Source organism: Ureibacillus galli (assembly GCF_014836845.1).
Lineage (GTDB): Bacteria > Bacillota > Bacilli > Bacillales_A > Planococcaceae > Ureibacillus > Ureibacillus galli.
In genome coordinates, this window is sequence record NZ_JACSQA010000009.1 from 66,293 (window position 1) to 88,315 (window position 22,023).

27 protein-coding genes and 1 other annotated feature are annotated in these 22,023 nt (G+C 34.8%); of the genes, 9 read left to right on the forward strand and 18 right to left on the reverse strand.

Features of this window, described 5'->3' with window-relative positions; genetic code table 11:
• Window positions 1-20: 20 nt before the first annotated feature.
• A complete protein-coding gene (locus tag H9636_RS08240) occupies window positions 21-536 on the forward strand; it encodes a YjcG family protein (RefSeq protein WP_191707145.1) in 516 nt (171 codons plus the stop codon).
• Between the two features lie 4 nt (window positions 537-540).
• On the forward strand, window positions 541-972 hold the full coding sequence (locus H9636_RS08245) for a GNAT family N-acetyltransferase (protein WP_191707146.1): 432 nt from the start codon (window positions 541-543) through the stop codon (window positions 970-972).
• Between the two features lie 82 nt (window positions 973-1,054).
• On the opposite strand, the gene H9636_RS08250 is transcribed toward H9636_RS08245, so the two are convergent.
• From H9636_RS08250 to H9636_RS08275, 6 genes are all read right to left on the reverse strand, one after another.
• Window positions 1,055-1,303: a stage VI sporulation protein F gene (locus tag H9636_RS08250; protein WP_191707147.1), complete on the reverse strand. Its 249-nt coding sequence runs from the start codon at window positions 1,301-1,303 to the stop codon at window positions 1,055-1,057.
• Between the two features lie 14 nt (window positions 1,304-1,317).
• Entirely contained in the window at window positions 1,318-1,533 is a 216-nt protein-coding gene (locus H9636_RS19445) for a YjcZ family sporulation protein (protein ID WP_191707182.1), read from the reverse strand.
• Between the two features lie 66 nt (window positions 1,534-1,599).
• A complete protein-coding gene (spoVAE, locus tag H9636_RS08260; protein WP_191707148.1) occupies window positions 1,600-1,968 on the reverse strand; it encodes a stage V sporulation protein AE in 369 nt (122 codons plus the stop codon).
• Window positions 1,969-1,978: 10 nt separating this feature from the next.
• Window positions 1,979-2,974, reverse strand: coding sequence for a stage V sporulation protein AD (locus tag H9636_RS08265; RefSeq protein WP_191707149.1), 996 nt, complete (start codon window positions 2,972-2,974; stop codon window positions 1,979-1,981).
• A complete protein-coding gene (gene spoVAC / locus H9636_RS08270; RefSeq protein WP_191707150.1) occupies window positions 2,968-3,423 on the reverse strand; it encodes a stage V sporulation protein AC in 456 nt (151 codons plus the stop codon). The genes H9636_RS08265 and spoVAC overlap by 7 nt, the downstream gene beginning before the upstream one ends.
• The gene (locus H9636_RS08275; protein ID WP_191707151.1) at window positions 3,424-3,825 is read right to left on the reverse strand and encodes a YhcN/YlaJ family sporulation lipoprotein; all 402 of its coding nucleotides are present in this window, start codon (window positions 3,823-3,825) and stop codon (window positions 3,424-3,426) included. It lies immediately after the preceding gene.
• A gap of 192 nt (window positions 3,826-4,017) precedes the next feature.
• On the opposite strand from H9636_RS08275, the gene H9636_RS08280 reads away from it, so the two are divergent.
• Window positions 4,018-4,533: a CotY/CotZ family spore coat protein gene (locus tag H9636_RS08280; protein WP_191707152.1), complete on the forward strand. Its 516-nt coding sequence runs from the start codon at window positions 4,018-4,020 to the stop codon at window positions 4,531-4,533.
• Window positions 4,534-4,578: 45 nt separating this feature from the next.
• Here the strand turns inward: H9636_RS08280 and H9636_RS08285 are convergent, their stop codons facing one another.
• From H9636_RS08285 to H9636_RS08310, 6 genes are all read right to left on the reverse strand, one after another.
• A complete protein-coding gene (locus H9636_RS08285; protein ID WP_191707153.1) occupies window positions 4,579-4,911 on the reverse strand; it encodes a hypothetical protein in 333 nt (110 codons plus the stop codon).
• Window positions 4,912-4,989: 78 nt separating this feature from the next.
• Window positions 4,990-6,366, reverse strand: a complete 1,377-nt coding sequence (gene mgtE / locus H9636_RS08290) for a magnesium transporter (RefSeq protein WP_191707154.1) — start codon at window positions 6,364-6,366, stop codon at window positions 4,990-4,992.
• Window positions 6,367-6,493: 127 nt separating this feature from the next.
• Window positions 6,494-7,402: an RluA family pseudouridine synthase gene (locus H9636_RS08295; RefSeq protein ID WP_191707155.1), complete on the reverse strand. Its 909-nt coding sequence runs from the start codon at window positions 7,400-7,402 to the stop codon at window positions 6,494-6,496.
• A gap of 11 nt (window positions 7,403-7,413) precedes the next feature.
• Window positions 7,414-8,232, reverse strand: a complete 819-nt coding sequence (locus H9636_RS08300) for an NAD kinase (RefSeq protein ID WP_263604148.1) — start codon at window positions 8,230-8,232, stop codon at window positions 7,414-7,416.
• Window positions 8,210-8,884, reverse strand: coding sequence for a GTP pyrophosphokinase (locus H9636_RS08305; RefSeq protein ID WP_191707157.1), 675 nt, complete (start codon window positions 8,882-8,884; stop codon window positions 8,210-8,212). The genes H9636_RS08300 and H9636_RS08305 overlap by 23 nt, the downstream gene beginning before the upstream one ends.
• A gap of 83 nt (window positions 8,885-8,967) precedes the next feature.
• On the reverse strand, window positions 8,968-9,354 hold the full coding sequence (locus tag H9636_RS08310; protein WP_191707158.1) for a UPF0738 family protein: 387 nt from the start codon (window positions 9,352-9,354) through the stop codon (window positions 8,968-8,970).
• 102 nt (window positions 9,355-9,456) lie between these two features.
• Here H9636_RS08310 and H9636_RS08315 point away from each other — a divergent pair, with 102 nt between their 5' ends.
• The 4 genes from H9636_RS08315 (at window position 9,457) to H9636_RS08330 (ending at window position 12,231) form a co-directional block, all read left to right on the forward strand.
• Window positions 9,457-10,044: a CYTH domain-containing protein gene (locus tag H9636_RS08315; protein ID WP_191707159.1), complete on the forward strand. Its 588-nt coding sequence runs from the start codon at window positions 9,457-9,459 to the stop codon at window positions 10,042-10,044.
• A gap of 21 nt (window positions 10,045-10,065) precedes the next feature.
• A complete protein-coding gene (locus tag H9636_RS08320; RefSeq protein WP_191707160.1) occupies window positions 10,066-10,800 on the forward strand; it encodes a lytic transglycosylase domain-containing protein in 735 nt (244 codons plus the stop codon).
• A 220-nt stretch (window positions 10,801-11,020) separates the two neighbouring features.
• Complete coding sequence (locus H9636_RS08325) at window positions 11,021-11,422, forward strand: globin domain-containing protein (protein WP_122971004.1); 402 nt, start codon at window positions 11,021-11,023, stop codon at window positions 11,420-11,422.
• Entirely contained in the window at window positions 11,419-12,231 is an 813-nt protein-coding gene (locus H9636_RS08330) for a DsbA family protein (protein ID WP_191707161.1), read from the forward strand. The genes H9636_RS08325 and H9636_RS08330 overlap by 4 nt, the downstream gene beginning before the upstream one ends.
• Before the next feature lie 419 nt (window positions 12,232-12,650).
• Here the strand turns inward: H9636_RS08330 and pepF are convergent, their stop codons facing one another.
• The 4 genes from pepF to spxA form a co-directional block, all read right to left on the reverse strand.
• On the reverse strand, window positions 12,651-14,459 hold the full coding sequence (pepF, locus tag H9636_RS08335; protein WP_191707162.1) for an oligoendopeptidase F: 1,809 nt from the start codon (window positions 14,457-14,459) through the stop codon (window positions 12,651-12,653).
• A 53-nt stretch (window positions 14,460-14,512) separates the two neighbouring features.
• Window positions 14,513-15,646 (reverse strand): competence protein CoiA, encoded by a 1,134-nt coding sequence (locus H9636_RS08340; protein ID WP_191707163.1) that lies wholly within the window; start codon window positions 15,644-15,646, stop codon window positions 14,513-14,515.
• 159 nt (window positions 15,647-15,805) lie between these two features.
• Window positions 15,806-16,459, reverse strand: coding sequence for an adaptor protein MecA (gene mecA, locus H9636_RS08345; protein ID WP_191707164.1), 654 nt, complete (start codon window positions 16,457-16,459; stop codon window positions 15,806-15,808).
• Window positions 16,460-16,873: 414 nt separating this feature from the next.
• Window positions 16,874-17,269: a transcriptional regulator SpxA gene (gene spxA, locus H9636_RS08350; protein ID WP_174232646.1), complete on the reverse strand. Its 396-nt coding sequence runs from the start codon at window positions 17,267-17,269 to the stop codon at window positions 16,874-16,876.
• Between the two features lie 472 nt (window positions 17,270-17,741).
• Window positions 17,742-17,959: a binding site (T-box leader), on the forward strand.
• A gap of 91 nt (window positions 17,960-18,050) precedes the next feature.
• On the opposite strand from spxA, the gene trpS reads away from it, so the two are divergent.
• The gene (trpS, locus tag H9636_RS08355) at window positions 18,051-19,040 is read left to right on the forward strand and encodes a tryptophan--tRNA ligase (RefSeq protein ID WP_191707165.1); all 990 of its coding nucleotides are present in this window, start codon (window positions 18,051-18,053) and stop codon (window positions 19,038-19,040) included.
• 274 nt (window positions 19,041-19,314) lie between these two features.
• Here the strand turns inward: trpS and fabF are convergent, their stop codons facing one another.
• Together fabF and H9636_RS08365 are read right to left on the reverse strand one after the other, a co-directional pair.
• Window positions 19,315-20,550, reverse strand: a complete 1,236-nt coding sequence (fabF, locus tag H9636_RS08360) for a beta-ketoacyl-ACP synthase II (RefSeq protein WP_191707166.1) — start codon at window positions 20,548-20,550, stop codon at window positions 19,315-19,317.
• Window positions 20,551-20,617: 67 nt separating this feature from the next.
• Window positions 20,618-21,556: a beta-ketoacyl-ACP synthase III gene (locus tag H9636_RS08365; protein ID WP_191707167.1), complete on the reverse strand. Its 939-nt coding sequence runs from the start codon at window positions 21,554-21,556 to the stop codon at window positions 20,618-20,620.
• 190 nt (window positions 21,557-21,746) lie between these two features.
• Here H9636_RS08365 and H9636_RS08370 point away from each other — a divergent pair, with 190 nt between their 5' ends.
• Window positions 21,747-21,938 (forward strand): YjzD family protein, encoded by a 192-nt coding sequence (locus tag H9636_RS08370; protein WP_122971014.1) that lies wholly within the window; start codon window positions 21,747-21,749, stop codon window positions 21,936-21,938.
• The last annotated feature ends 85 nt before the right edge of the window (window positions 21,939-22,023 follow it).

Here is a 22,023-nt window from a genome sequence, read left to right on the forward strand (position 1 = left end):
TTTATAGGGGGCAATGAACTATGAAATACGGTATCGTCGCATTTCCGTCAAAAAGATTGCAAGATTTAGCTAACACGTATCGAAAACGATACGATTCACATTACTCAAAAATAACACCACACATTACGCTAAAAGAAGCTTTTGAAGCCGATGATAATGAAATTAACCAAATATCTCAAACTGTCGCTTCAATTGCACAAAATTATGGACCTTTAGCGATACATGCATCACGTATCAGTTCTTTCTTCCCAACGACAAATGTTATTTATTTTAAAATAGAACCAACAGAACAATTAAAAAATATTCATGAAGATATCCAACAACACTTAAACATCGGTCAACCAAAACACGTTTTTATTCCACATATCACTATTGCACAAGATCTCACTGAAACAGAACACGGCGATATTTTTGGCCAATTGCGAATGGTTGGTGTCGATGAAAAAGAAACAATCGATCGAATCCACTTAGTTTACCAATTAGAAGACGGTTCATGGACAACTTACGAAACATTCCGTCTAACAGGAGCGAAATAGTATCGTGTTTGAAGTAAAAATAGTGGACAATGAAAAAGAATTAGAATTAGCTTTCGCCGTAAGAAAAAAGGTTTTCGTTGAAGAGCAAGGCGTTCCTGAACATTTAGAACTAGATGAACATGATGCTACAGCAATCCACTTCATTGTCAACGATGAAGGTAAAACGATTGCAGCCGCTCGTCTTCGCGAAATTGAAAGCCAAGTTGGAAAAGTTGAACGTGTATGTGTGTTGAAACCGTATAGAGGAAAGAAGCTTGGACTTCTTATAATGAAAAAGGTAGAAGATTTTGCTATCTCAGAGGGATGGAAAAAACTTAAACTAAATGCTCAAAGTTACGCTATCCCATTCTACGAAAAATTAAATTTTGAAGTTACATCTCCAGAATTTTTAGATGCAGGAATTCCGCATCGAGCAATGGAGAAGATAATAAAATAAAAGCAGTCACCTTTTGTTTTGCCTCTCTTATTGTTAGAAACCTTCTAACAATCAGGGGGCGAATTGGGTGACTGCTTTTATGTTAGCCTAACATTTTTTGAATTTTACTTAAATCTAATGATTTTCCTTCTTGCATAATCGATTTAACAATTCGATCTTCTAATTCCTTTGATACAGGCTTATTCGCTAACTTACTTACTTTTTTAATGATTTTACGAACTTGTTTTTCATTGGAAAAGTCTGCATGTTGAATTGCATTCGCAAGTGCAAATATTTCATCCATATCTACACCTGTTTTGTTTTCAATTTGTTTAAAAAAAGGGTTTTGCATTTAACTTCCCTCCCTTACATATAACACTTTCCTACAATAATTAATAAAATGAATAATACTACAATTAATACAAATGCTGATCCTTTATATCCTTTGCCACCATCCATATCATATGCAGGACTTACTTGACTGGAACCACAATAATTAAAATCATAAGCTGGGCTTACTTGATTACTACAGTAATTGTAGTCATAAGCTGGACTTACTTGACCTCCACATTTATGACACATCAAAAAAATCCCTCCTTTCTCCTTTGTATACTATGACGGTATACAAAGAGAAGGAGGGTTATTTGTCTAATTTGCTTTACCTTTTGGTTTAAAAATTAACGCTGCAATAAAACCGAAAACAATTGCAGCACTGATACCGGAACTTGTCACTTCAAACATACCTGTTAAAACACCTACCCACCCATGCTTTTCTGCTTCCGCTAAAGCACCATGGGTTAAGGAGTTTCCAAAGGATGTGATAGGGATTGTTGCACCTGCTCCTGCAAAGTCAATCAGTGGTTCATATAATCCGAGTCCATCTAAAATGGCACCTACAACAACGAGTATTGATAATGTATGACCGGGTGTTAATTTGAAAACATCCATCAACAATTGACCAATTACACAAATAAATCCACCCACAATAAATGCAATTAAAAAGTTAAAAAAAAGCATTTCTCTCGCCTCACTCCATCGTTATTTCGATTGCATGCGCAGTACAAGGTATCGTCTCCCCTTGTTGAAATGACATTGGAGAGAGTAGAGCGCCTGTTGCAACTAGTAATACTTTTTTATAACGTCCTATTTTCAGTTGCTGTTCAATATAACTAAAAAATACCGATGCCGAACAACCTGCTCCACTTGCTCCAGCTTGAAACGCCTTATCATCACCATAAAACTCTGCCCCAGCATCTCTTAATACGTCTAGTTCTTCTTGTTTTGCTCCCGATTGAGCGAACATCGCTTTTAAAATTTTTAGTCCTATTTTTCCTAAATCGCCAGTCATAATAAGATCATAATCAGTTATTTTTTGATGACGTTTTTTCAAATGGGATGTAATTGTATCGTAAGCAGCGGGTGCCATCGCTCCTCCCATATGAAACGGACTTACTTCACCATAGTCGACCACTTTCCCAACTGTCCCCGCAATAATTGAAGGATATTCGGGATTATGTTTCCCTACGAGGGCATACCCTGCCGCTGTGACCGTCCATTGGGAGGTAGCAGGTTTTTGAGCCCCATAGTCAATCGGATAACGGAATTGGCGTTCAATGGCATTATGTTGACTTGAAGCTCCTGCAATAGCCAATTCTGATGCGCCTAGTTCAGTAAGTAAACTGGCAATAATAACGGAAGAGATTGAAGTTGCACATGCTGAAAATAACCCGATAAAAGAAATCGCCAGTTCTCTAGCAGCAAAATTAGTAGGAGTCATTTGATTGACTAAATCACCACTTAAAAAGAAATCTACATCTAAATTATTTATTTCTGCTTTTTTCATAAGAATGTCACAAGCTTCTTGAATCATTTGGGAATGACCTTGTTCATTTGTTTTTTGACCCCATCTTTCATCTTCAATAACAGAGTCAAAAAATGAATAAAATACACTCTTTCTTTCAACTGGTCCTGCTACGGCTCCACAAGCAAGAATTGATGGTTTTGATGGGAACAAAATTACCATTCTAGCACGCCCACCGATACTAAAATAAGTTTAATAAGGGCAACAAAAAAAGCGGAAGCGACACCAAATAAAATAACAGAGCCAGCTAATTTAAACATATTGCTTCCTACACCGAGAACAAATCCTTCTGTTCTCCCTTCAATTGCAGCTGAAATAACCGCATTACCGAAACCTGTTACCGGAACTGCACTACCAGCTCCTGCAAATTGACCAAGCTTACGATATAAACCTAAACCGGTTAATATCATCGCTATAAAAACCATCGTTGCTACTGTCGCATTACCAGCAGTTTGTTCTGTAAAATTAAAAAAGATCACATATAAGTAAGTAATTGCTTGTCCAATCGTACATATAATACCTCCAACAAAAAAGGCTTTTAATACATTTTTTAAGTACGGAGTAGGAGGCGTCATTTGTTGCTCCAATTGTTGATATTCTTGCGGATCCATTTATGTTTCCTCCTTTGCTAAATCTTTCAATTTCTTAACTTCATCCGCCATTTTTTTCTCGTCTTCTTCATCTAAAAGCTTCTGTGATTCCCAATACATTTTGTAATCTGACGATACGAGTACATTTAAATCAGGGTATTTTTCTTCAATTTCCTTTTGAAGCCTTTTTTCTACTTTTTGTTCTTTAAATCCGAGCCAAGGATCTACTTGTATAGAGACTAATAATTCATCATTGACAAAAATAGCATTAGCTGAATATATTTCCTCCTTATTACGGATTGCATCTTCAATTTCGATCCGCTTCTCTTCATCAGCTGCTAAGTCCGTTACTTGAATCGTTTGTTCATTTGAACATCCAATTAAAAAAAATGGGACAAATAAAGGTAATACCAATTTTTTCAAAATTCAACCCCCTTTTTAACCCATTATGGTCATTTAAATGCGAATTTATTCAATGCGTCCAACTGGGTAATAAGGGTAATTTTTTTCATAAAAATGGTGAGGAATTTAAAAGCCTATAAACTATCGCCCGGTTTTCCTTTTCAAAATGACATATTGTAGATTGAAGCTATGATAAAGTGAGGTGAAATGATAATGGGTTGTGGAAGAAATAATAATATCGGTGGCACATCACATCATCATCATGAAGGGTGTGTTTGTGAAGTTGTAAAAACTATATTAGATATACAAAATCAGGCAGTAAACGACGATTGTGACGGTTGTGGAACTAGCTGCTTCTTAGAACCACTAGGTGGTCTTGCTTTCCCATCAAGACAACTAGCAGATACTCGAGTATTCATGTTATTAAATACGAACGGCTTACCATTCTTTGCATGGTATAAATCAAAATTAGGTGGAATGCATCCATCGCCATTCTTCAGAGTAGAAGATGCGTTTGATTGCTGTGCAACTTTACGAGTTGTTGCTCCAGTAGATATGTCCGAAGGTGACGAAGTAAGTTTATTGAATGAAGATGAAACAGGATTATCTTTATGTTTAATCCCAGACGTATGTGACTTCAAGAAAACAGAAACTTGTTTAACAGTAGACCTTTCAGCATTTGCAGGAGTACAATGTATTAAAGATACGAACTTACACATTTGTGATTAACATGAAAAAAGAGTCGGCAAATCCATAAGGATTTGCCGACTTTTATTAATATTTAGTAGAAATCGATACAATATCTGTTACATCAATTATTTCCACATTTTCATTTACTTTCATCTTAACTTGATCGCCATCAAATGCTTCAATAACACCTATTACTTTTTCGTTATTTCGTAATTTTAATACTAAAACACGTCCACTTTTCTTTCTAATCGGCTGGCAAAAATAATAAAGCTGTTTTGCAATTACTGAATTTAGTTTCTCTGATCGAGAAATTTCATAGACAGAAGTACTTTCCTCAAAAAACTGTTGCGTTTCTTCCTTATCCAACTCAATATAATAGAACGGTGGAGTTGGAATAAACAATAAAGGTTCTTCCATTTTACACATCCTTTTTTTCTTATAAATATGCAAAACGAAATTTTTCGTGAATCACGTCACCTTTTTGATTTTGAAATGTTAACTTAACTGTCCTAAAAATGTTGTAGCCAAGCCTAAATAGATTAATATACTCGTTACGTCATTAAGGGTTGTAATAAAAGGACCGGAAGCGACAGCAGGGTCTACCCCAAGTTTATGAATCAATAATGGAATGAAGGAACCAGCGATCGTTGCCACAAGGATGGAACAACCGATTGCTGCTCCAACTAATAACCCAACGAGTAATGTATGCTTCCAAATAAAAATAATCCCTACGACAATTAATCCACAAACAATACCAGTAATTAAACCTGTCATGACTTCCCGGAGTAACATTTTCATTTTACTTTTTTCATCAATTTCACCTGTTGCGATACCGCGCACAGCAACGGCCAGCGCTTGTGTTCCACTATTACCTGAAGTACCAGAAATTAACGGGATAAATAAAGCGAGTAAAGCAACTTTATCTAATGTTTCTTCAAACTGCCCCATTAATGTTGCTGTTATCATTCCTAAAAATAACAGCATAATAAGCCAAGGCAATCGTTTTTTTGCCGCTTTAAATGGACTTGCTTCAATATCATCAATATCCGTTACACCAGCTAGTTTTGAATAGTCATCTGATGCTTCTTCATCAATGACGTCGATAATATCATCGACTGTAATAATCCCAATTAATTTATTGGATTCATTTACAACCGGTATAGCTAAGAAGTTATAATCCTTCATAATTTGTGCGATATCTTCTTGGTCATCAGAAACTTTAACAAAGACAACACGTTCATTCATAATATCTTTAATTAAAGTATCCTCATCGGATATGATTAGATCACGTAACGAAATAACACCTGTTAAACAATGATTTTCATCTACTACAAATACATAATAAATCGTCTCCGCATTGGGCGCTTCATTTCGAAGAACCGTCATGGCTGAACGTACTGTGGAATTTTCAAGGATTGAAACGTATTCCTTCGTCATAATGGCTCCAGCAGTATATTCTTCGTATGCTAAGAGCTCGTTAATTTCTTCTACCGTTTCGCTATCCATAATTTCTAAATAGCTTTCACGATGTTCATCATCTAATTCATTTAAAACGTCCACTGCATCATCAGTATACATATAGGAAAGCATTTCTGCTCCGTAAACAGTGTCCATTTCCTTTAAAAATTGTTCGTATTCTTCATCTTCTAATTCAATTGCTTCAAAGATTAAAGCCATTTCTTGAGGAGACAAGAATTGATAGATTGTTTTACGTATGTCAGGTCCAACCTTTTCATAAAATTGTGCCTGATCATATGGATGAAGTTCTAAAAAGATTTCCCTGAAACTTTCAATATTACCTTCAAGTAAATATTGGCGTAATTCTTCAACATTATATAGTTCTTCATTTTTGTTATGTTGTTGCTCTACCATACTGTCCCCTCCTCTCAAGTTATTATAATAGGTGGATTTTGTGTCTACGTAAACCTATTTTTAAAACATCATAATATTTTTATAATTCTATCAGAAAAAATAAAAGATGTTCGAGTACCGAACATCTTCAACTTTCATAATTCAATAACTGTGCCATCGATTTAAGTATTTCACTTGTAAAGTGTAAGTCCTCTCCTGTTAACGGATGTTTCATTTCCAATAAAACACAATGCAAGGCTTGTCTATCATACACCTCACGACTTCCTCCGTATAATTCATCACCTACTAAAGGATGACCAAGATGTGCCATATGGACTCGTATTTGATGGGTTCTTCCTGTGTGGAGCTTTAATCTTACATGGGTAATGGGTTCTCCATTTTTCATATATCCTCTTTTTACCACTGTAACATCGGTACGGGAAAATTGACCATCTGGACGAACTTCCCTCTCGATAATACTTGAATCTTTTCTTCCAATCGGCGCTTCTATGACTTGATTATCTAACTCAATATGTCCGTGAACCATTGCTTCGTATTGTTTATTAATCATTTGTTTTCTTTGTTGAAGCCCCATTAAATGATGAATATGACTATGCTTAGCTATACAAAGTAATCCGGAAGTGTCTCGGTCAAGTCTTGTAACAATATGTACCGTAGATGGAATACCTTGCTCCTCAAAGTACCCACTTACCATATTTGCAATACTACCCGTTGGTTGTTGCCGAGATGGAATTGTATTCATAAAGGGAGGTTTATTTAAAATAATGAATGCCTCATCTTCATAGACAATATTTAGTTTTCCATGTTCCACTATTAATCCACTACTTATTTTTTCTTCTGGAAAGATAATTGTAATTAGGTCGCCTTTTTTTAAAACATACCGAACATTTTGTTCTACACCATTAACATGAATCGTGCCACCATTGAATTTAATTGAGGTTAAACCTTTCCTTGAAATACCTTGGCGGCTAATGGCATCCCGTAAAAGTTGACCATCCATTTCCGCTTGGAATTGTAGTTGAAATCTATTTTCCATATATTCTCCTATTATTCGTTCGAAACGAATGAATCATGTACTCTCTCCCAAAATGGAAATGGACGGAATCGAGCAAAACGTACTTTTTCATTTGCTACTTTAAAGGTGACGCATTTTAAATCATCCTGAATCAGATGGATATGGTCGATGGTCATCGTAAACTGTTGGTCTTTTACCGGCTTTAACGTACAACTATGATGGGCAGGTAAAACTAGGGAAGATCCAACCGTACGGAAAACGCGATTATTAATCGACGCCATTTCCGTAATTTGAAATGCTTGTAAAGTTGGATGAATGATCGCTCCGCCTAACGCTTTATTATAAGCCGTACTACCCGAAGGAGTTGAAACACATAGACCATCTCCACGGAACCGCTCGAATTGATTGCCATTAAGTTCAATATCCATTACTAAAGTCACATCTGGTGATTTGATTGTCGCTTCATTTAAAGCTAAATAAGTTGCAGTTTCCGCATGATGGGTATGCACTTGCACTTCTAATAAAGGATATTCCACCACATTGAACTCATTTTTTGCTATTGATAATACTAACTTTTCCAATTCAGACGGTTTCCAGTCTGCATAAAATCCAAGATGTCCTGTATGGATTCCGACAAAGGCAACCTCATTTAAACGATGGGAATGTCGATGAAAGGCATGTAATAGCGTCCCATCTCCACCAATGGAAATAACAATCTCCGGTTCGTCATCATCTAAAACTAGTCCAAAATCTTGTAAATACGTTTTGGCAAGCTCCATTAATTCATTTGATTGAGAATCTCTCCGTGATTGGATGGAAAATTTCAAATTACTCACACTCCTTTCCCTCATTAGTTGATCGTATTTTTGGATTAATTGCTTCTTTAATTTCACTGAAGTAAACTTGTGCTTCTTGTATTTCACTACGAATGGAAGACATTTCTTCATCTAATTTAAAGGCTGCTTCTGCCGCGTTTTGTAATCGATATTTAATTTCTTCTGGAAATATTCCCTTATATTTATAGTTTAATGAATGTTCAATGGACGCCCAAAAATTCATAGCGAGCGTTCTAATTTGAATTTCTGCAAGCACTTCTACTTTGCCTGTAATCGTCTCAACGGGATATTCAACAATCATATGATACGAACGATAGCCACTCGGTTTACTATGCGTAATATAGTCCTTTTCTTCAATTACTTTCAAATCATCCCGTTGACGAATTAAATTTACGACTGTTGAAATATCATCGACAAACTGACACATAATTCGTAACCCTGCGATATCCTGTAATTCGGTAGCCAATTGCTGAGAAGGTTCAAAGGCTATTCCTTTTTCAAGGGTTTTATCGTATATACTAGCTAATGGTTTTACACGACCTGTCACAAATTCAATTGGAGAAGTTGTTCCCGTAATCCCAAATTGTGAACGCATCCCTTTTAATTTAATTTTCAATTCATCTACAGCCTGTTTGTACGGACTTAAAAATGTACCCCATGGTACCATAGAAGACTCCCCCCAACGCAAAGACACCATTATTTCTGACTATGATTCATTTCTTAGGCTTTGCAAATGATTTTGTTTCGCTACTATTCACCGATTAAAATTTCTTTAAAAGTTGTTTCTACGGCAACAACAAAGTCATTTCCGTAGTTGTCATTTCCTTCAATATTGTAAAGAAGGGCATTCAATTCTTCAGTGAAGTTTGTTAATACCATTTTCTCGTCTTTTAATACTAAATAAGGATCCCGATTTAACTTCACTAATTGTACTAGTTCTGGCCATAATGTTTGAGGAATTTGTAAATAACTATAGCCATCTTCCTCTTCTACTAAATAAATAAAGGCTAAGTTATCAGAATCTGCAAGAACTTGTCCTGCGGGTTGAATTTGTATTCTATTTAGATTTTCGTTTAAACTAAAGTGTAAATCGTTATGTAAGAATTGACATTTCTCTATTTTATAAAGGTTTCGCATTATGTAACTTCCCTTCACCACTTTTCTTTTCATATTTTAACATAGCAGCGTCCATTTCGAGAAAGAGAATGTGGAAAATTACATATTTAGAAAGGAAAAAAGATGAATCAACAAGTTGAAATTGAATTTAAAAATGTACTAACAAAAGAACAATATGAAAACTTATTAAAAAAATTCCAAGTAGAGGAAAAAATGATTGTTCGGCAAATCAATCATTACTTTGATACTCCTCAATTCCATTTAAAGGCATTATCATCCGGTTTGAGAATTCGCAAAACAACGAATAAAACCGTTGTAACATTAAAAGAAAAAACCGCTGAAAACATTCACCTTGAAACGACAGAGGAAATTACAGAAGAACAAGCCCGTATGATGCTTGAAGGAAATGGGGTCGTTGCTGACAAAATAAAGGACCAATTAATACGGCTGAACATTCCGATTGAAAAATTAAAATTATTTGGTTCATTAACGACAGATCGGGTTGAAATAGATTACAAAGGTGGAACCCTTGTCTTTGACCATTCTTTCTATTTGCAGTGTGATGATTATGAGGTAGAATATGAAACAGATAATGAAATCGAAGGAAAAGAAATCTTTCAAGATTTTTTGAAAAAAAATCAAATTACCATTCAAGTGGCGGATAAAAAAATTGCCCGCTTTATGAAAGCTTTAAAAGACAGGAAGGGTTGAAGCGGATTGGAAATTTCATCAATGAAGAAGTTACTTGAACTTCAAGCAATTCAATCATTTGGTAATACATCAAATGTTCAAACGCTATCAAACGATAGTTCCATTTTTACTGAATTATTGGAAGAAATGATGTTAACTTCATCCACTTCCATAAATAGCTCTGATAATTTACTAGGCTATTATGCAAGCATGCAAAATGAACCTGCAACGAATAGAATCGATAACAATTATTTAGCAAATTTCACTTACAACAATGATGCTAATGATTTAACTCCTTACTATCACCAATTAATCCAAAGCATGGATAATAATCTTTTTACAAACCATATAAATAAAGATTATGTCAATTCAGCTGGTTACAAAAATGTATTAGCTGGTGCTGAAGCATATGCTGATATCATTGCACAAGCTTCTGAAACCTATGGTGTACCTGAAAAATTAATTGCATCGGTTATTAAGCAAGAATCCAATTTTAACGAGAACGCGGTTAGTTCCGCTGGTGCGACAGGTTTAATGCAACTAATGCCAGGCACAGCTAGATATCTCGGAATAGAAGATGCGACAGATCCTGTTCAAAATATTATGGGTGGAACGAAATATTTAAGCCAAATGTTAAACAAATTCAATCAGAACGTTGAACTTGCATTAGCAGCATACAATGCGGGGCCAGGAAATGTAGCGAAATATAACGGTATTCCACCATTCAAAGAAACTATACATTATGTTAATAATGTATTAGGCTATTATAATGCGTAAATAGGTTTGAAGTCATTGTTACAATCTATTTTCCCTCTTATATGCGATTTGTTTGTGAAAAAGGGATTAGGTTGTTAGAATATAACTAACACCTTATAAAAGAAGGTTAATAACGATAGCTATCTTGGCTTTATTACTTTTGTTGTCAATTGATTATACGGTATGCAATACGCGGATATTTCATTACGTATACTTATAAAAGAAGTAAAGGAGTACACCTATGAATCGAAAATATACGATTCCTTACGAGGAAATTGGTGCTGAAAAACTTTCTGACCTCCTTCACGCTTTTTATAAACGTGTTGCGAAGCATCCACAGTTAAAACCGATCTTCCCAGAAGATTTAACTGAAACTATTAGAAAACAAATTCAATTTCAGACCCAGTACTTAGGTGGGCCAAATCTATATACAGAAGAACACGGGCATCCGATGTTAAGAGCTCGTCATATACCTTTTAAAATCACACCAGATCGTGCACAAGCTTGGTTAGAATGTATGAAAGAGGCGATGGATGAAGTCGGATTAGAAGGTAAATTCCGTGAAGTTTATTATCAACGACTTGTCTTAACGGCTAATCATATGATTAATTCGCCAAATGAAGATGAGGAGGAGTTTGAATGAATAATGTCCAATTATTATCGAAACCTGCCGCACCTTCTATTACGAAACCAATAGAATTATATATTTTTATCGATCCGCTTTGTAAAAAGGCTTTGACAATGCAAACGATGTTGCGAAAGTTAACGGTAGAATATGAACATTATTTTACGTGGAGATATATTTTAAGTACAAAGCTTGCCTCTTTAAATACGTTAAGTCGTCGTACAAAGGGATGCATGACTGGTGCTGAACTGGACATTACCCATCCGGCACTCCCATCTATTGCGATTAAAGCAGCGGAGCTACAAGGAAAACGGGCAGCTACTCGTTATTTACTAAAACTCCAGGAGCACGCCCTTTTAAAAACGAAAAATGTAACTTCCTATTCTGCGTTAATTGAAATTGCAAAAGAAACGAACATTGATCTGGATGAATTTATTTCTGATTTTGGTTCTAAAGAAGCTGCAAGAGCGTTTCAATGTGATTTGCACATTACCCATGAGATGGAAGTTGACGAAGTGCCGACAATCGTTTTCTTTAATGAATGTATCGAAGACGAGGGTTTAAAAGTTAGTGGAATGTATGCATATGAAGTTTATGTTCAAGTTTTACAAGAGATGATCAATGAGGAAATCACTTGTAATCCACTTCCTACCTTTGATGAATTATTTAATCGTTTCCATATACTCACAACTAGTGATGTAGCGGAAATTTATTCAATTTCTCATCAAGAAGCAGAGCGAGAATTAAAAAAGCGAATGCTTCAGCAAAAAATCGAACGCCTCACGAACGATGAAGTGACGTTATGGCGTAAAAAATGTAATCAATAAAGCACTTATTATTTCATCTATTATTCTATTTGTAGACAAGGACTTTCATCGTCTTTGTCTATTTTTTTATTAAAGTATATATACATAATAAAAGAGGCTTCATTATCCTTCTACAAGAATAATGACGCCTCTTTTCACAAAGGGGATGGGAGAAATGTTCACGTTCAAACAAAGGGGTGTATGTTTGTTATGTGATTTATTTCACGTATTTACTTTATCACGGAATATTAAGGGATGCAACGAAACTACAGTTGTTTCACAAAATCGTCAAATAGTAAACGTTTTCAACGGTTTGAACCGCCTAGAAGGGCATATTTTAAATGAAATTTTTTATAAAGAGAAAGTGATATCGTAATATTTTCATATAAAAGAAAGTGGTGCCACATTTTAAAATGTAGCACCACCACTATTCATTAAAATTATTTTTTTAATAAAAGTTTCTCTAATTCATTTAATTTTTCTTCAAATACTTTACATGCATTCTGAATAGGTGTTGGGGACTCCATATCCACCCCTGCTGCTTTTAATACTTCTATTGGGAAATCGGAACAACCAGCTTTTAAGAAATTGTTAATATAACGTTCTACAGCAGTTTTTCCTTCCTCTAAAATTTGTTTGCTTAAAGCAGTGGCAGCACTTTGACCTGTCGCATATTGGTAAACATAATAGTTCATGTAGAAATGAGGAATTCTTGCCCATTCCAATGCAATTTCTTCATCCACTGTCATGTCATTGCCGAAATACTGTTTATTTAAATCATAATAAATTTCATTTAGGCGTTCAGCTGTAATGGCTTCCCCATTGCGATCCAATTCATGAACAATATGCTCAAATTCTGCAAACATTGTTTGACGGAAAACGGTACTACGGAACCCATCTAACCAGTGATTTAATAAATAAATTTTATGTTGTGGATCATCCGTCGTTTTTAATAAATAATCAAATAATAGTTCTTCGTTACATGTAGATGCTACTTCTGCGACGAAGATTGAGTAAGAAGCATAAGGATACGGTTGGTTTTGACGAGTATAGTAACTATGCATACTATGGCCAAATTCATGGGCTAAAGTAAATAAATTATCTAAGTTATTTTGCCAATTCATTAACACAAATGGATTTGTTCCATAAGTACCTGAAGAGTAGGCACCGCTACGTTTCCCTTTATTTTCAAGTACGTCTACCCAGCGACTTTCTAATCCTTTGACAACAATGGATTGATATTCTTCACCTAAAGGCTCGAAACTTTTAACCATTATATCTTTTGCCTTTTCGTAAGGCATTTCAATTTTCACTTCTTTTACAAGTGGTGTAAATAAATCATACATATGCAATTCTTCAACGCCTAAAACTTGTTTGCGCAATGAAACGTAACGATGAAGAACTGGTAAAAATTCATGGATTGTAGAAATTAATTGATCGTACACTTTTTCCGGAATATAATTATTACTCATTGCCGCATGTCTTGCCGAATTATATTTACGTACTCTCGCACTAACGTTATGGGCTTTTACATTTCCAGCTAAAGTGGAAGCAAAAGTATTTTTAAATTTACCATAAGTATCGTACATTGCTTTAAAAGCATTTTTTCGAACTTCCCGATTATCACTTTCTAAAAACGTAATATAATTGCCATGGGTTAACTGAATTTCTTCCCCTTCATCATTTTTCACCGAAGGGAATTCTAAGTCTGCATTGTTTAATGCGCTAAAAGTATTTCCTGAAGAACCTGTTACCTCTCCAAGTTGGGCAAGCAGTTCCTCCTTATCAGCTGTGAGGATATGAGGACGTTGTAAATTTAGTTCCGTTAACATTTGATTATATAAAGTTAACGGTTCATACTCACGAATATATTGTTGGATTGTTTCTTCTTCCATCGATAAAATTTCTGGCGTAACGAAGGACCATGCTGCTGATAATTTCGCTCCTAATGAACGAACCCGACTATCCATCGCTTGATACTTTCCATTTGTCGTATCTTGGTCATGTTTTAAATGGCTATACACATAAAGTCTTCCAAAACGTTCGGATAATTGATCGCTAAACTGTAACGTATCATATAAACTTTGAGCACTTTCCGCTACTTTTCCTCTATATTTATCCGCCTCTGGTATTAATTTTTCAATTTCCTTAAATTCCTGTTCCCATGCCTCATCTGAAGAAAAGATTCCTTCTAAATCCCAAGTTAACTCAACAGGAACTTCTTCCCTCGATAACACTTTTTTTGCCATGTAATGACCTCCCATACCATTTATTTCGTAATTCGAATCACAAATCCATTTTCTCAATATTTAGTTTTCATTGCAAGAAAATGGGTGTATAACTTTTGAAATAATTCTTCGTTACGAATTGATTGTCGATAATGCTCAATCGATAAAGATTCAAGGATATGGCAATACTCTTTAACGATGGATTTAGCGGCGTTTGTTTCTGGCAAGTTTGCCCATTGTAAAAATTTTTGAGTATTTGTTTCGATGAAATGGGCTAATGATATTCTTGAAATATGTAAAAAATAAAAAAGAGCTGTTTGCCATTCAATGGGAGATACTTTCAAATGTTCACTTCCGTTTATCGGTATTCCAATGTAGTTCGGGAGAGTTTGTCCATTTAATCGAAGCTCATAAAGACTTCTTAAAAATAAATGATTTACACCTTTTTTATTTACTAATACGACCCACCGTAAATAATGATGTTTCACACGATTAAATAACAATAAATATTGTTTAAACTCCTCTTCAGATAATGGTTTAGGAATATAAAAGGGAAAACGCTGTTTCATTTGAGGAATTATTTGCACTTTCGAAATAAAACGATTGCCATGAAGAAACATAAGATTAGATATATATACAAATTGTCGCATTGCTGGATGGTACGCCATAATATAAGATTGATGGCCATCCGTATTCCTAAATAGCTGCATATGCTTATTAATGGACATAATTTGTATTCCTCTTTGAACTCTTTTATAGGGCGTGTTCGGAATCCAATAGACTTCTATTCCATTACTTTTATAGCCTCCATTTCGTTCTTTAAATCTATTTATGGAAATAGGACTACATTGAAACTCAATGGCAAAACGACGGTGATCTTTTTCGATTAATAAGTCCGGCCGCTGTTTTAACCCCCTTAAGAAAGGTTCTAATTCTACTTGTAATAAAAGATGTTGGAACAAATCATATAGATGTTCTTTACCTAGTAAATGTTGCTCTGATTCTCGTTCAGAAAAAAAATCATTACATTCTTTGTTAGAATAATGGGCAAAATGGGGAATTTTAAATGTACCGATTTTAAATTGAAGTAGTTGTTTACATTGAGGGCAATAAAATCTTTGTTTTTCTCGCAGTTGCTTTAATGTTGTTTCCGGTATGCTTGAATTTAATACAAATCGTTTCTTTTGTTCTGTATAAGCTACAAGCATTTGCTACCTCCTTTTATTTATTTTAAAAAGTGTAGTAGCCGTTTTCAATCATTTACTTGTAAAGTGTTTAAAATAAACATTTCGCCGGTAAGATGAACTGCAACTTTTCTTTCAAAGGAATAAGAAAAGAGATGCCTTAAAAAAGACATCTCGTTTTATTTATCCAAAATATTGAATTACTGTCTCAAAACAATCTTCTGGCATGATTGCTTCGCCGTATTCTTGTAATCGATAAATCGTTATTTTCGAACTACCTAAATATTCATTAATAATGGAACGAATATTTTGGCGTTCAACCTTTTCAGTAACATTTGAAAAATCAACTGCTACATAGTAATATTTTTCAAATTTAAATAAAGAAGATTGTAATCGAAATGGAAGCAAACGATTTGCCACAGGGATAATCTCATCAATATCTTTAAATTTGTAAATGGAGATATGATTTGTTCCTTGATGATTTAATTCTTCATCTTCGAAGGAATCAAAAATGGATTCATCTAAATTTTTGTTGTGCGCAGCATCTCGATGTTCCTCAAAACTTGATAATAATGAATTGGATTCACCATCTGAATTTATATTAGCACGAGTTACAATCACTTCTAGACCATGTTCAGAAGCATTCACATGTATCCAAATTGGTCCATCAAGATCAAAGTAATCTTCTGTATTGATCTCTCCAATCATATCCCAGAAAAGTTCTTCCCCTTTTGCTCTGTTATACCAAATCTCCTCACGACTATAACCACGATCTTCAATATCACGATAAGTAATGAAGAGTTTAATTGTGTTTTCGTTTACGCGTTCGATGTCCATTAGACTCAACTCCCTTCACAGTCATTCGTTGAAAAACAAAGAAAGCGTTCTTAGTATGTTTTGAATTGTACAGTTTTAACCTGACAATTCAAAAACTTAAGACCAGTAATACAATGCAATTTTTGCTACAGAACAAAACGGTTTTTATTTATATCTATGCTTTATTCTATAACTCTATTGTATGATTACCTATTTAAAATGAAAAGAAAAAAACACTGTTCAAATAAAATAATTTGAATATTGAAATTGTAGTTGACTAGACAGATGAAATCAAGTATAACGATTTGAAAAAATAAATTAAAATTTTCCTTTTTTTCTACTTTATAATATAGAAATCTATATAAAATTAAAAAACGATAAAATCCAAGATTAATGGATTTTATCGATAAACGAATCTAAATATTCCTAAAAAAATTAATTCACCATTTTTTGTGCTTCTAACAATTGAAAAGCACGAACTTTCCTTGGTAAAAATCGTCGGATTTCATCTTCATTATATCCAACTTGTAAACGTTTCTCATCTAATATGATAGGTCGACGTAATAATCCAGGATATTCTTGAATTAATTCATATAATTGTTGTAATGGTAAACTTTCCACATCAACATTTAGTTTTTGGAAAATTTTTGAACGTGTCGAAATAATTTCATCCGTGCCATCTTCAGTCATTCGTAAAATTTCTTTAATCTCACTGATTGTTAACGGCTCCGAAAATATGTTACGCTCTCTATATGGAATTTCATGTTCTTCTAACCATGCCTTCGCTTTTCGACAAGATGTACAACTTGGTGATGTAAATAATGTTACAATCATTATTACACTTCCTTCCTAAGTGGTATCGGTGTATATTCTCAAGCTTTTATTAGTTTAGAATTAATTTAATTTAAAAACATGTTTTCATTATACAATAATCTTTTTCATTTGGATATAGCTTACCATTAAAAAAGAATTAATAGGTCACATTAATTATGTCATTTTTTTCTCTTTTAAAACTAAATTCCTTATTAAAATGATAGTTCATCTATTTAATTCCCCTATAGATAAAAAAATAAACTTTTCCTTTCATCCAATTTACAATTCTCAATTAGCTGACATTAATCGAGAAGATATCGCAACTCTCTGTTAAATAGTACGTTTTTTTACAAAAAAGAATTACTTAAATAACGATTAATTTCCTTGTTCGATACAATACTACCCAAACTTTTTCATTTTCATTCCAACATTAGAAATAAATTAATATTTGCTTTTAGTTCTATTTTTTTATATAATTTTTAAACAAATTGAAAAAACGATGAAAAAGAGTAGTACTTTTGCCTACCGTGCATAGAGAATCTGTGGTTGGTGTAAACAGAAGACGGAGCAATTGGAATGGACTTTTGAGTTGGCTTTATGAACTTTTATTTTCAGTAGTAAAGCCCGTTTACTTCTCGTTACGAAGTCAAAGTGGTCATTAATGACAAACTGGGTGGTACCGCGGATTCAACATCATTCGTCCCATTACGTGTAAAACGTAAGGGCGTATGATGTTTTTTTATTGCTTTTTTAAGAATGAATCTTTGGAAAACATTAAAAGATTTTAGGAGGATTTTTCATGAAAACGATTTTTTCAGGTGTTCAGCCTACAGGAGTTATCACATTAGGAAATTATATAGGGGCACTTATGCAATTTCCAACCCTTCAAGATGAAGGAAATGCCATTTATTGTATAGTCGACCAGCATGCGATTACTGTTCCACAAGATCCTAAAGAGTTGCAATCAAACATTCGAACGCTAGCAGCAACTTATTTAGCAGTAGGAATTGATCCAAACAAGGCAACTTTATTTATCCAGTCGGAAGTACCTGCCCACGCTCAAGCTGGCTGGATGTTACAATGTGTCGCTACAATTGGGGAACTTGAACGGATGACCCAATTTAAAGATAAATCTGATGGAAAAGAATCAGTTAATGCTGGTCTTCTAACTTACCCACCCTTAATGGCTGGAGATATTCTTTTATATAATACAAACATCGTACCAGTTGGAGAAGACCAAAAACAACATATCGAATTAACCCGTGATTTAGCAGAACGATTTAATAAACGATTTGGAGAAGTCTTTGTTATTCCTGAAATTCAGTTACCAAAGGCGGGGGCTCGTATTAAATCTCTTCAAGAACCTACGAAAAAAATGAGCAAATCTGATCCAAATACGAAGGCAACGATTCGATTACTTGATACGCCAAAACAAATTGAAAAGAAAATTAAATCCGCTGTTACGGATTCAGATGGCTATGTAGCATTTGATGAAACGAATAAGCCAGGTGTGTCAAATTTATTAACTATTGAATCAGCTGTTACAGGTCTTGATATTGCTTCATTGGTGAAAAAATATGAAGGCTTAGGCTACGGTGCTTTTAAAGAAGGGGTAGCAACAAGTTTAATTGAACATTTAACACCTGTCCAAGAACGCTTTAATGAATTAATTCATTCTGATGAGTTAGATCGCATTTTAGATGAAGGGGCACAGAAAGCCAATGCGATTGCATCTAAAACGGTTAAGAAAATGGAAAACGCGATGGGATTAGGTCGAAAATTAAGATAAATAAAACGATTAATGACACGGCAGCTATGTACAATTCATGGGTTCCAATAATAAAAGACCAAACCGCAGACCATGAATAGCCTAATGTTCGATAGTTTAAATATAATAGTAAATTTCCTACCGACATGACACAAATTCCATAGCTAAATAGAAAGAGCATAAATCGAAACATGTCCACCATCCTTTAATACTAAATATTCATTTGCCTAAACAAAAATGCCTTTAGCTTTTCGCTAAAGGCATTTCTTATTTCGACATCGTCTAACAGATGTGATTAATCGACTTTTTTCAACAGCAAGCTTGCATTATGGCCACCAAAGCCAAGGGAATTACTCATCGCATATTCCACAAACTCTCTACGGGCACTGTTTGGAACATAATCTAAATCACATTCTGGATCAGGATTTTCTAAATTAATTGTTGGTGGTAAAACACCTTCTTTTAACGCCAAAGCAGTAAAGATTGTTTCTACCCCACCAGCAGCACCTAGTAAATGGCCTGTCATCGACTTCGTTGAGCTCATTGCTAATTTATAGGCATGATCGCCAAATACCGATTTTACGGCTTTTGTTTCAAATAAATCATTATATTGAGTACTTGTTCCGTGGGCATTAATATAACCTACTAATGTTGGATCAATTTCTCCATCATCTAATGCTTGTTGAATAGCACGAGCAGCTCCTTCCCCTTCTGGTGCCGGAGCAGTAATATGATAAGCATCACCTGTTGCGCCATATCCTACTATTTCTGCATAAATTTTTGCGCCGCGTTTTTTAGCAAGTTCATATTCTTCTAAAACTAAAATACCTGCGCCTTCTGCAATTACAAATCCATCTCGATTTGCATCGAATGGACGGGAAGCAGTTTGCGCATCCGGATTTAAAGATAATGCAGTACTTGAGCAAAATCCTGCCACTGCCATATTCACGATTGGCGCTTCAGCACCACCAGTGATCATTACATCTGCATCACCACGTTGGATTACTTTAAAAGCATCTCCAATGGAGTTAGTCCCTGATGCACATGCCGTTACTGAACATGAGTTAATTCCTTTTGCACCTAAATGAATCGACACTTGACCGGAAGCCATGTTTGGAATCATCATCGGTACAAAGAATGGGCTTACTCGACGTACCCCACGTTGTTGGAACGTTTCAAACTGGTTTTCAAAAGTTTCCATACCACCAATACCTGAACCAATCCAAACACCTACTCGTGGTGCCAATTCTTCAGTAATTTCAAGCTCAGCATCTTTTACTGCCATGATAGAGGAAGCTAGAGCATAATGAGTAAAACGGTCCATTTTACGCGCTTCTTTTCTATCGATATATTGTTCAATATCAAAATCCTTTACTTCTGCTGCTACTTTTACAGGAAACTTTTCAGCATCCACTCTCGTTAAAGGGCCAACACCTGATTTTCCAGCAATTAAATTTTCCCATGTCTCTTCAATTGTGTTACCAAGAGGTGTAACAGCTCCTACACCTGTAATCACGACTCTTCTTTTCATGGTTTCTCTTTATCCCCCTTAGGTTCTAAACTATTTTTAGGTTACTATAAAACCGTTTTGATTTCTATTATTTTCCCCATTTGAGCACTACAGCGCCCCATGTAAGTCCTCCACCAAATCCAACTAATACAATGATATCATCGTCTTTAATTTTACCGGCTTCTAATTCATCTACAAGCGCAAGTCCGATAGATGCTGAAGAAGTATTTCCATATTTATGAATCCGTTTGGATAATTTTTCTTCTGGTAAATCTAGTCTTTCTCTAGATGCTTCCATAATTCGAATATTTGCTTGATGAGGGATTAAAAAGTCTACATCTTCTTTTGATAGACCAGCTTTTTCTAAAACGGATAACGCTGATTCTCCCATTTGTCTTACGGCAAATTTAAATACTTCACGACCATTCATCGCAATCGCTTGTTGATCATTTAAAAACAGATGTTTACCACCAGTTCCATCTGCACCTAACTCAAATGATAGAATCCCTCTACCTTCACTTACTTGACCAATCACTGCTGCACAAGCACCATCACCAAATAATACTGCCGTGTTTCTGTCTGTCCAATCGGTAATTTTGGATAACTTTTCAGCACCTACTACTAATACATATTGATAACTACCACTTTCAACAAATTGTTTTGCTGTTGAAAGTCCGTACATAAACCCTGCACATGCTGCGGAAACATCCATTGCTGCTGCATTGACTGCACCTAATTTTTCCTGTAATTGACAGGCAACGCTCGGGAATCCACGGTCAGGCGTTACTGTTGCAACTAAAATTAAACCGATTTGATCCGCAGAAATTTCAGCATTTTGTATTGCAGATGCTGCTGCTGCATAGGCTAAATCGGATGTATTTTCGTTCTCACTTGCAATTCTTCTTTCTTGAATTCCTGTTCTTGTACGAATCCACTCATCATTTGTATCTAAAATTTTCTCTAAGTCAAAATTTGTTACTACTTTTTCGGGAACATATTTGCCTACTCCAATAATCCCAGCATTCATTTTTTAACCCCCTGTTTTTACGACTAACATTTAGTACTTGGTCTTAATTATAGCTCATAAAAATTGTTTCCTCAACCTTTTAATTCACGAATTGTTCTAAAACTTTATTGTTCTTTTTTACGGACCTATGTTATGATAATTAAGATGAATATAGGTATACTAACTTAAAAAGTTTTTAGAGGTGAAATGAATGCGATATTTAATGACTTTAGTATGGTCTTTCCTTTTAGTTACAATGTTAAACTATGTTGTAAGTTCCATTTTAGCGGTAGAATTCAGCCTAACAACTAGTGCAATTTTAGCAGTTATCTTTACTGTTTTAATCTTTATTATTAGTGCAATCATTCCGAACGAGCCGACTCCTGAAGCGGATCATCACTAATAAACAAAGCACTTCCATATAGAAGTGCTTTTCTTATTTTTATAGAGATTTAATAGAGAACGGGTAACTCCATTTAGAGTTACCC

What these genes read in the sequence shown, in the direction of transcription:
- H9636_RS08240 (WP_191707145.1), top strand. Translation starts at nt 21, where the DNA reads ATGAAATACGGTATCGTCGCATTTCCGTCAAAAAGATTGCAAGATTTA.
- H9636_RS08250 (WP_191707147.1), bottom strand. Translation starts at nt 1,303, where the DNA reads ATGCAAAACCCTTTTTTTAAACAAATTGAAAACAAAACAGGTGTAGAT.
- H9636_RS19445 (WP_191707182.1), bottom strand. Translation starts at nt 1,533, where the DNA reads ATGTGTCATAAATGTGGAGGTCAAGTAAGTCCAGCTTATGACTACAAT.
- spoVAE (WP_191707148.1), bottom strand. Translation starts at nt 1,968, where the DNA reads ATGCTTTTTTTTAACTTTTTAATTGCATTTATTGTGGGTGGATTTATT.
- H9636_RS08265 (WP_191707149.1), bottom strand. Translation starts at nt 2,974, where the DNA reads ATGGTAATTTTGTTCCCATCAAAACCATCAATTCTTGCTTGTGGAGCC.
- spoVAC (WP_191707150.1), bottom strand. Translation starts at nt 3,423, where the DNA reads ATGGATCCGCAAGAATATCAACAATTGGAGCAACAAATGACGCCTCCT.
- H9636_RS08280 (WP_191707152.1), top strand. Translation starts at nt 4,018, where the DNA reads ATGGGTTGTGGAAGAAATAATAATATCGGTGGCACATCACATCATCAT.
- H9636_RS08285 (WP_191707153.1), bottom strand. Translation starts at nt 4,911, where the DNA reads ATGGAAGAACCTTTATTGTTTATTCCAACTCCACCGTTCTATTATATT.
- mgtE (WP_191707154.1), bottom strand. Translation starts at nt 6,366, where the DNA reads ATGGTAGAGCAACAACATAACAAAAATGAAGAACTATATAATGTTGAA.
- H9636_RS08295 (WP_191707155.1), bottom strand. Translation starts at nt 7,402, where the DNA reads ATGGAAAATAGATTTCAACTACAATTCCAAGCGGAAATGGATGGTCAA.
- H9636_RS08300 (WP_263604148.1), bottom strand. Translation starts at nt 8,232, where the DNA reads ATGAGGGAAAGGAGTGTGAGTAATTTGAAATTTTCCATCCAATCACGG.
- H9636_RS08305 (WP_191707157.1), bottom strand. Translation starts at nt 8,884, where the DNA reads ATGGTACCATGGGGTACATTTTTAAGTCCGTACAAACAGGCTGTAGAT.
- H9636_RS08310 (WP_191707158.1), bottom strand. Translation starts at nt 9,354, where the DNA reads ATGCGAAACCTTTATAAAATAGAGAAATGTCAATTCTTACATAACGAT.
- H9636_RS08315 (WP_191707159.1), top strand. Translation starts at nt 9,457, where the DNA reads ATGAATCAACAAGTTGAAATTGAATTTAAAAATGTACTAACAAAAGAA.
- H9636_RS08320 (WP_191707160.1), top strand. Translation starts at nt 10,066, where the DNA reads ATGAAGAAGTTACTTGAACTTCAAGCAATTCAATCATTTGGTAATACA.
- H9636_RS08325 (WP_122971004.1), top strand. Translation starts at nt 11,021, where the DNA reads ATGAATCGAAAATATACGATTCCTTACGAGGAAATTGGTGCTGAAAAA.
- H9636_RS08330 (WP_191707161.1), top strand. Translation starts at nt 11,419, where the DNA reads ATGAATAATGTCCAATTATTATCGAAACCTGCCGCACCTTCTATTACG.
- pepF (WP_191707162.1), bottom strand. Translation starts at nt 14,459, where the DNA reads ATGGCAAAAAAAGTGTTATCGAGGGAAGAAGTTCCTGTTGAGTTAACT.
- H9636_RS08340 (WP_191707163.1), bottom strand. Translation starts at nt 15,646, where the DNA reads ATGCTTGTAGCTTATACAGAACAAAAGAAACGATTTGTATTAAATTCA.
- mecA (WP_191707164.1), bottom strand. Translation starts at nt 16,459, where the DNA reads ATGGACATCGAACGCGTAAACGAAAACACAATTAAACTCTTCATTACT.
- trpS (WP_191707165.1), top strand. Translation starts at nt 18,051, where the DNA reads ATGAAAACGATTTTTTCAGGTGTTCAGCCTACAGGAGTTATCACATTA.
- fabF (WP_191707166.1), bottom strand. Translation starts at nt 20,550, where the DNA reads ATGAAAAGAAGAGTCGTGATTACAGGTGTAGGAGCTGTTACACCTCTT.
- H9636_RS08365 (WP_191707167.1), bottom strand. Translation starts at nt 21,556, where the DNA reads ATGAATGCTGGGATTATTGGAGTAGGCAAATATGTTCCCGAAAAAGTA.
- H9636_RS08370 (WP_122971014.1), top strand. Translation starts at nt 21,747, where the DNA reads ATGCGATATTTAATGACTTTAGTATGGTCTTTCCTTTTAGTTACAATG.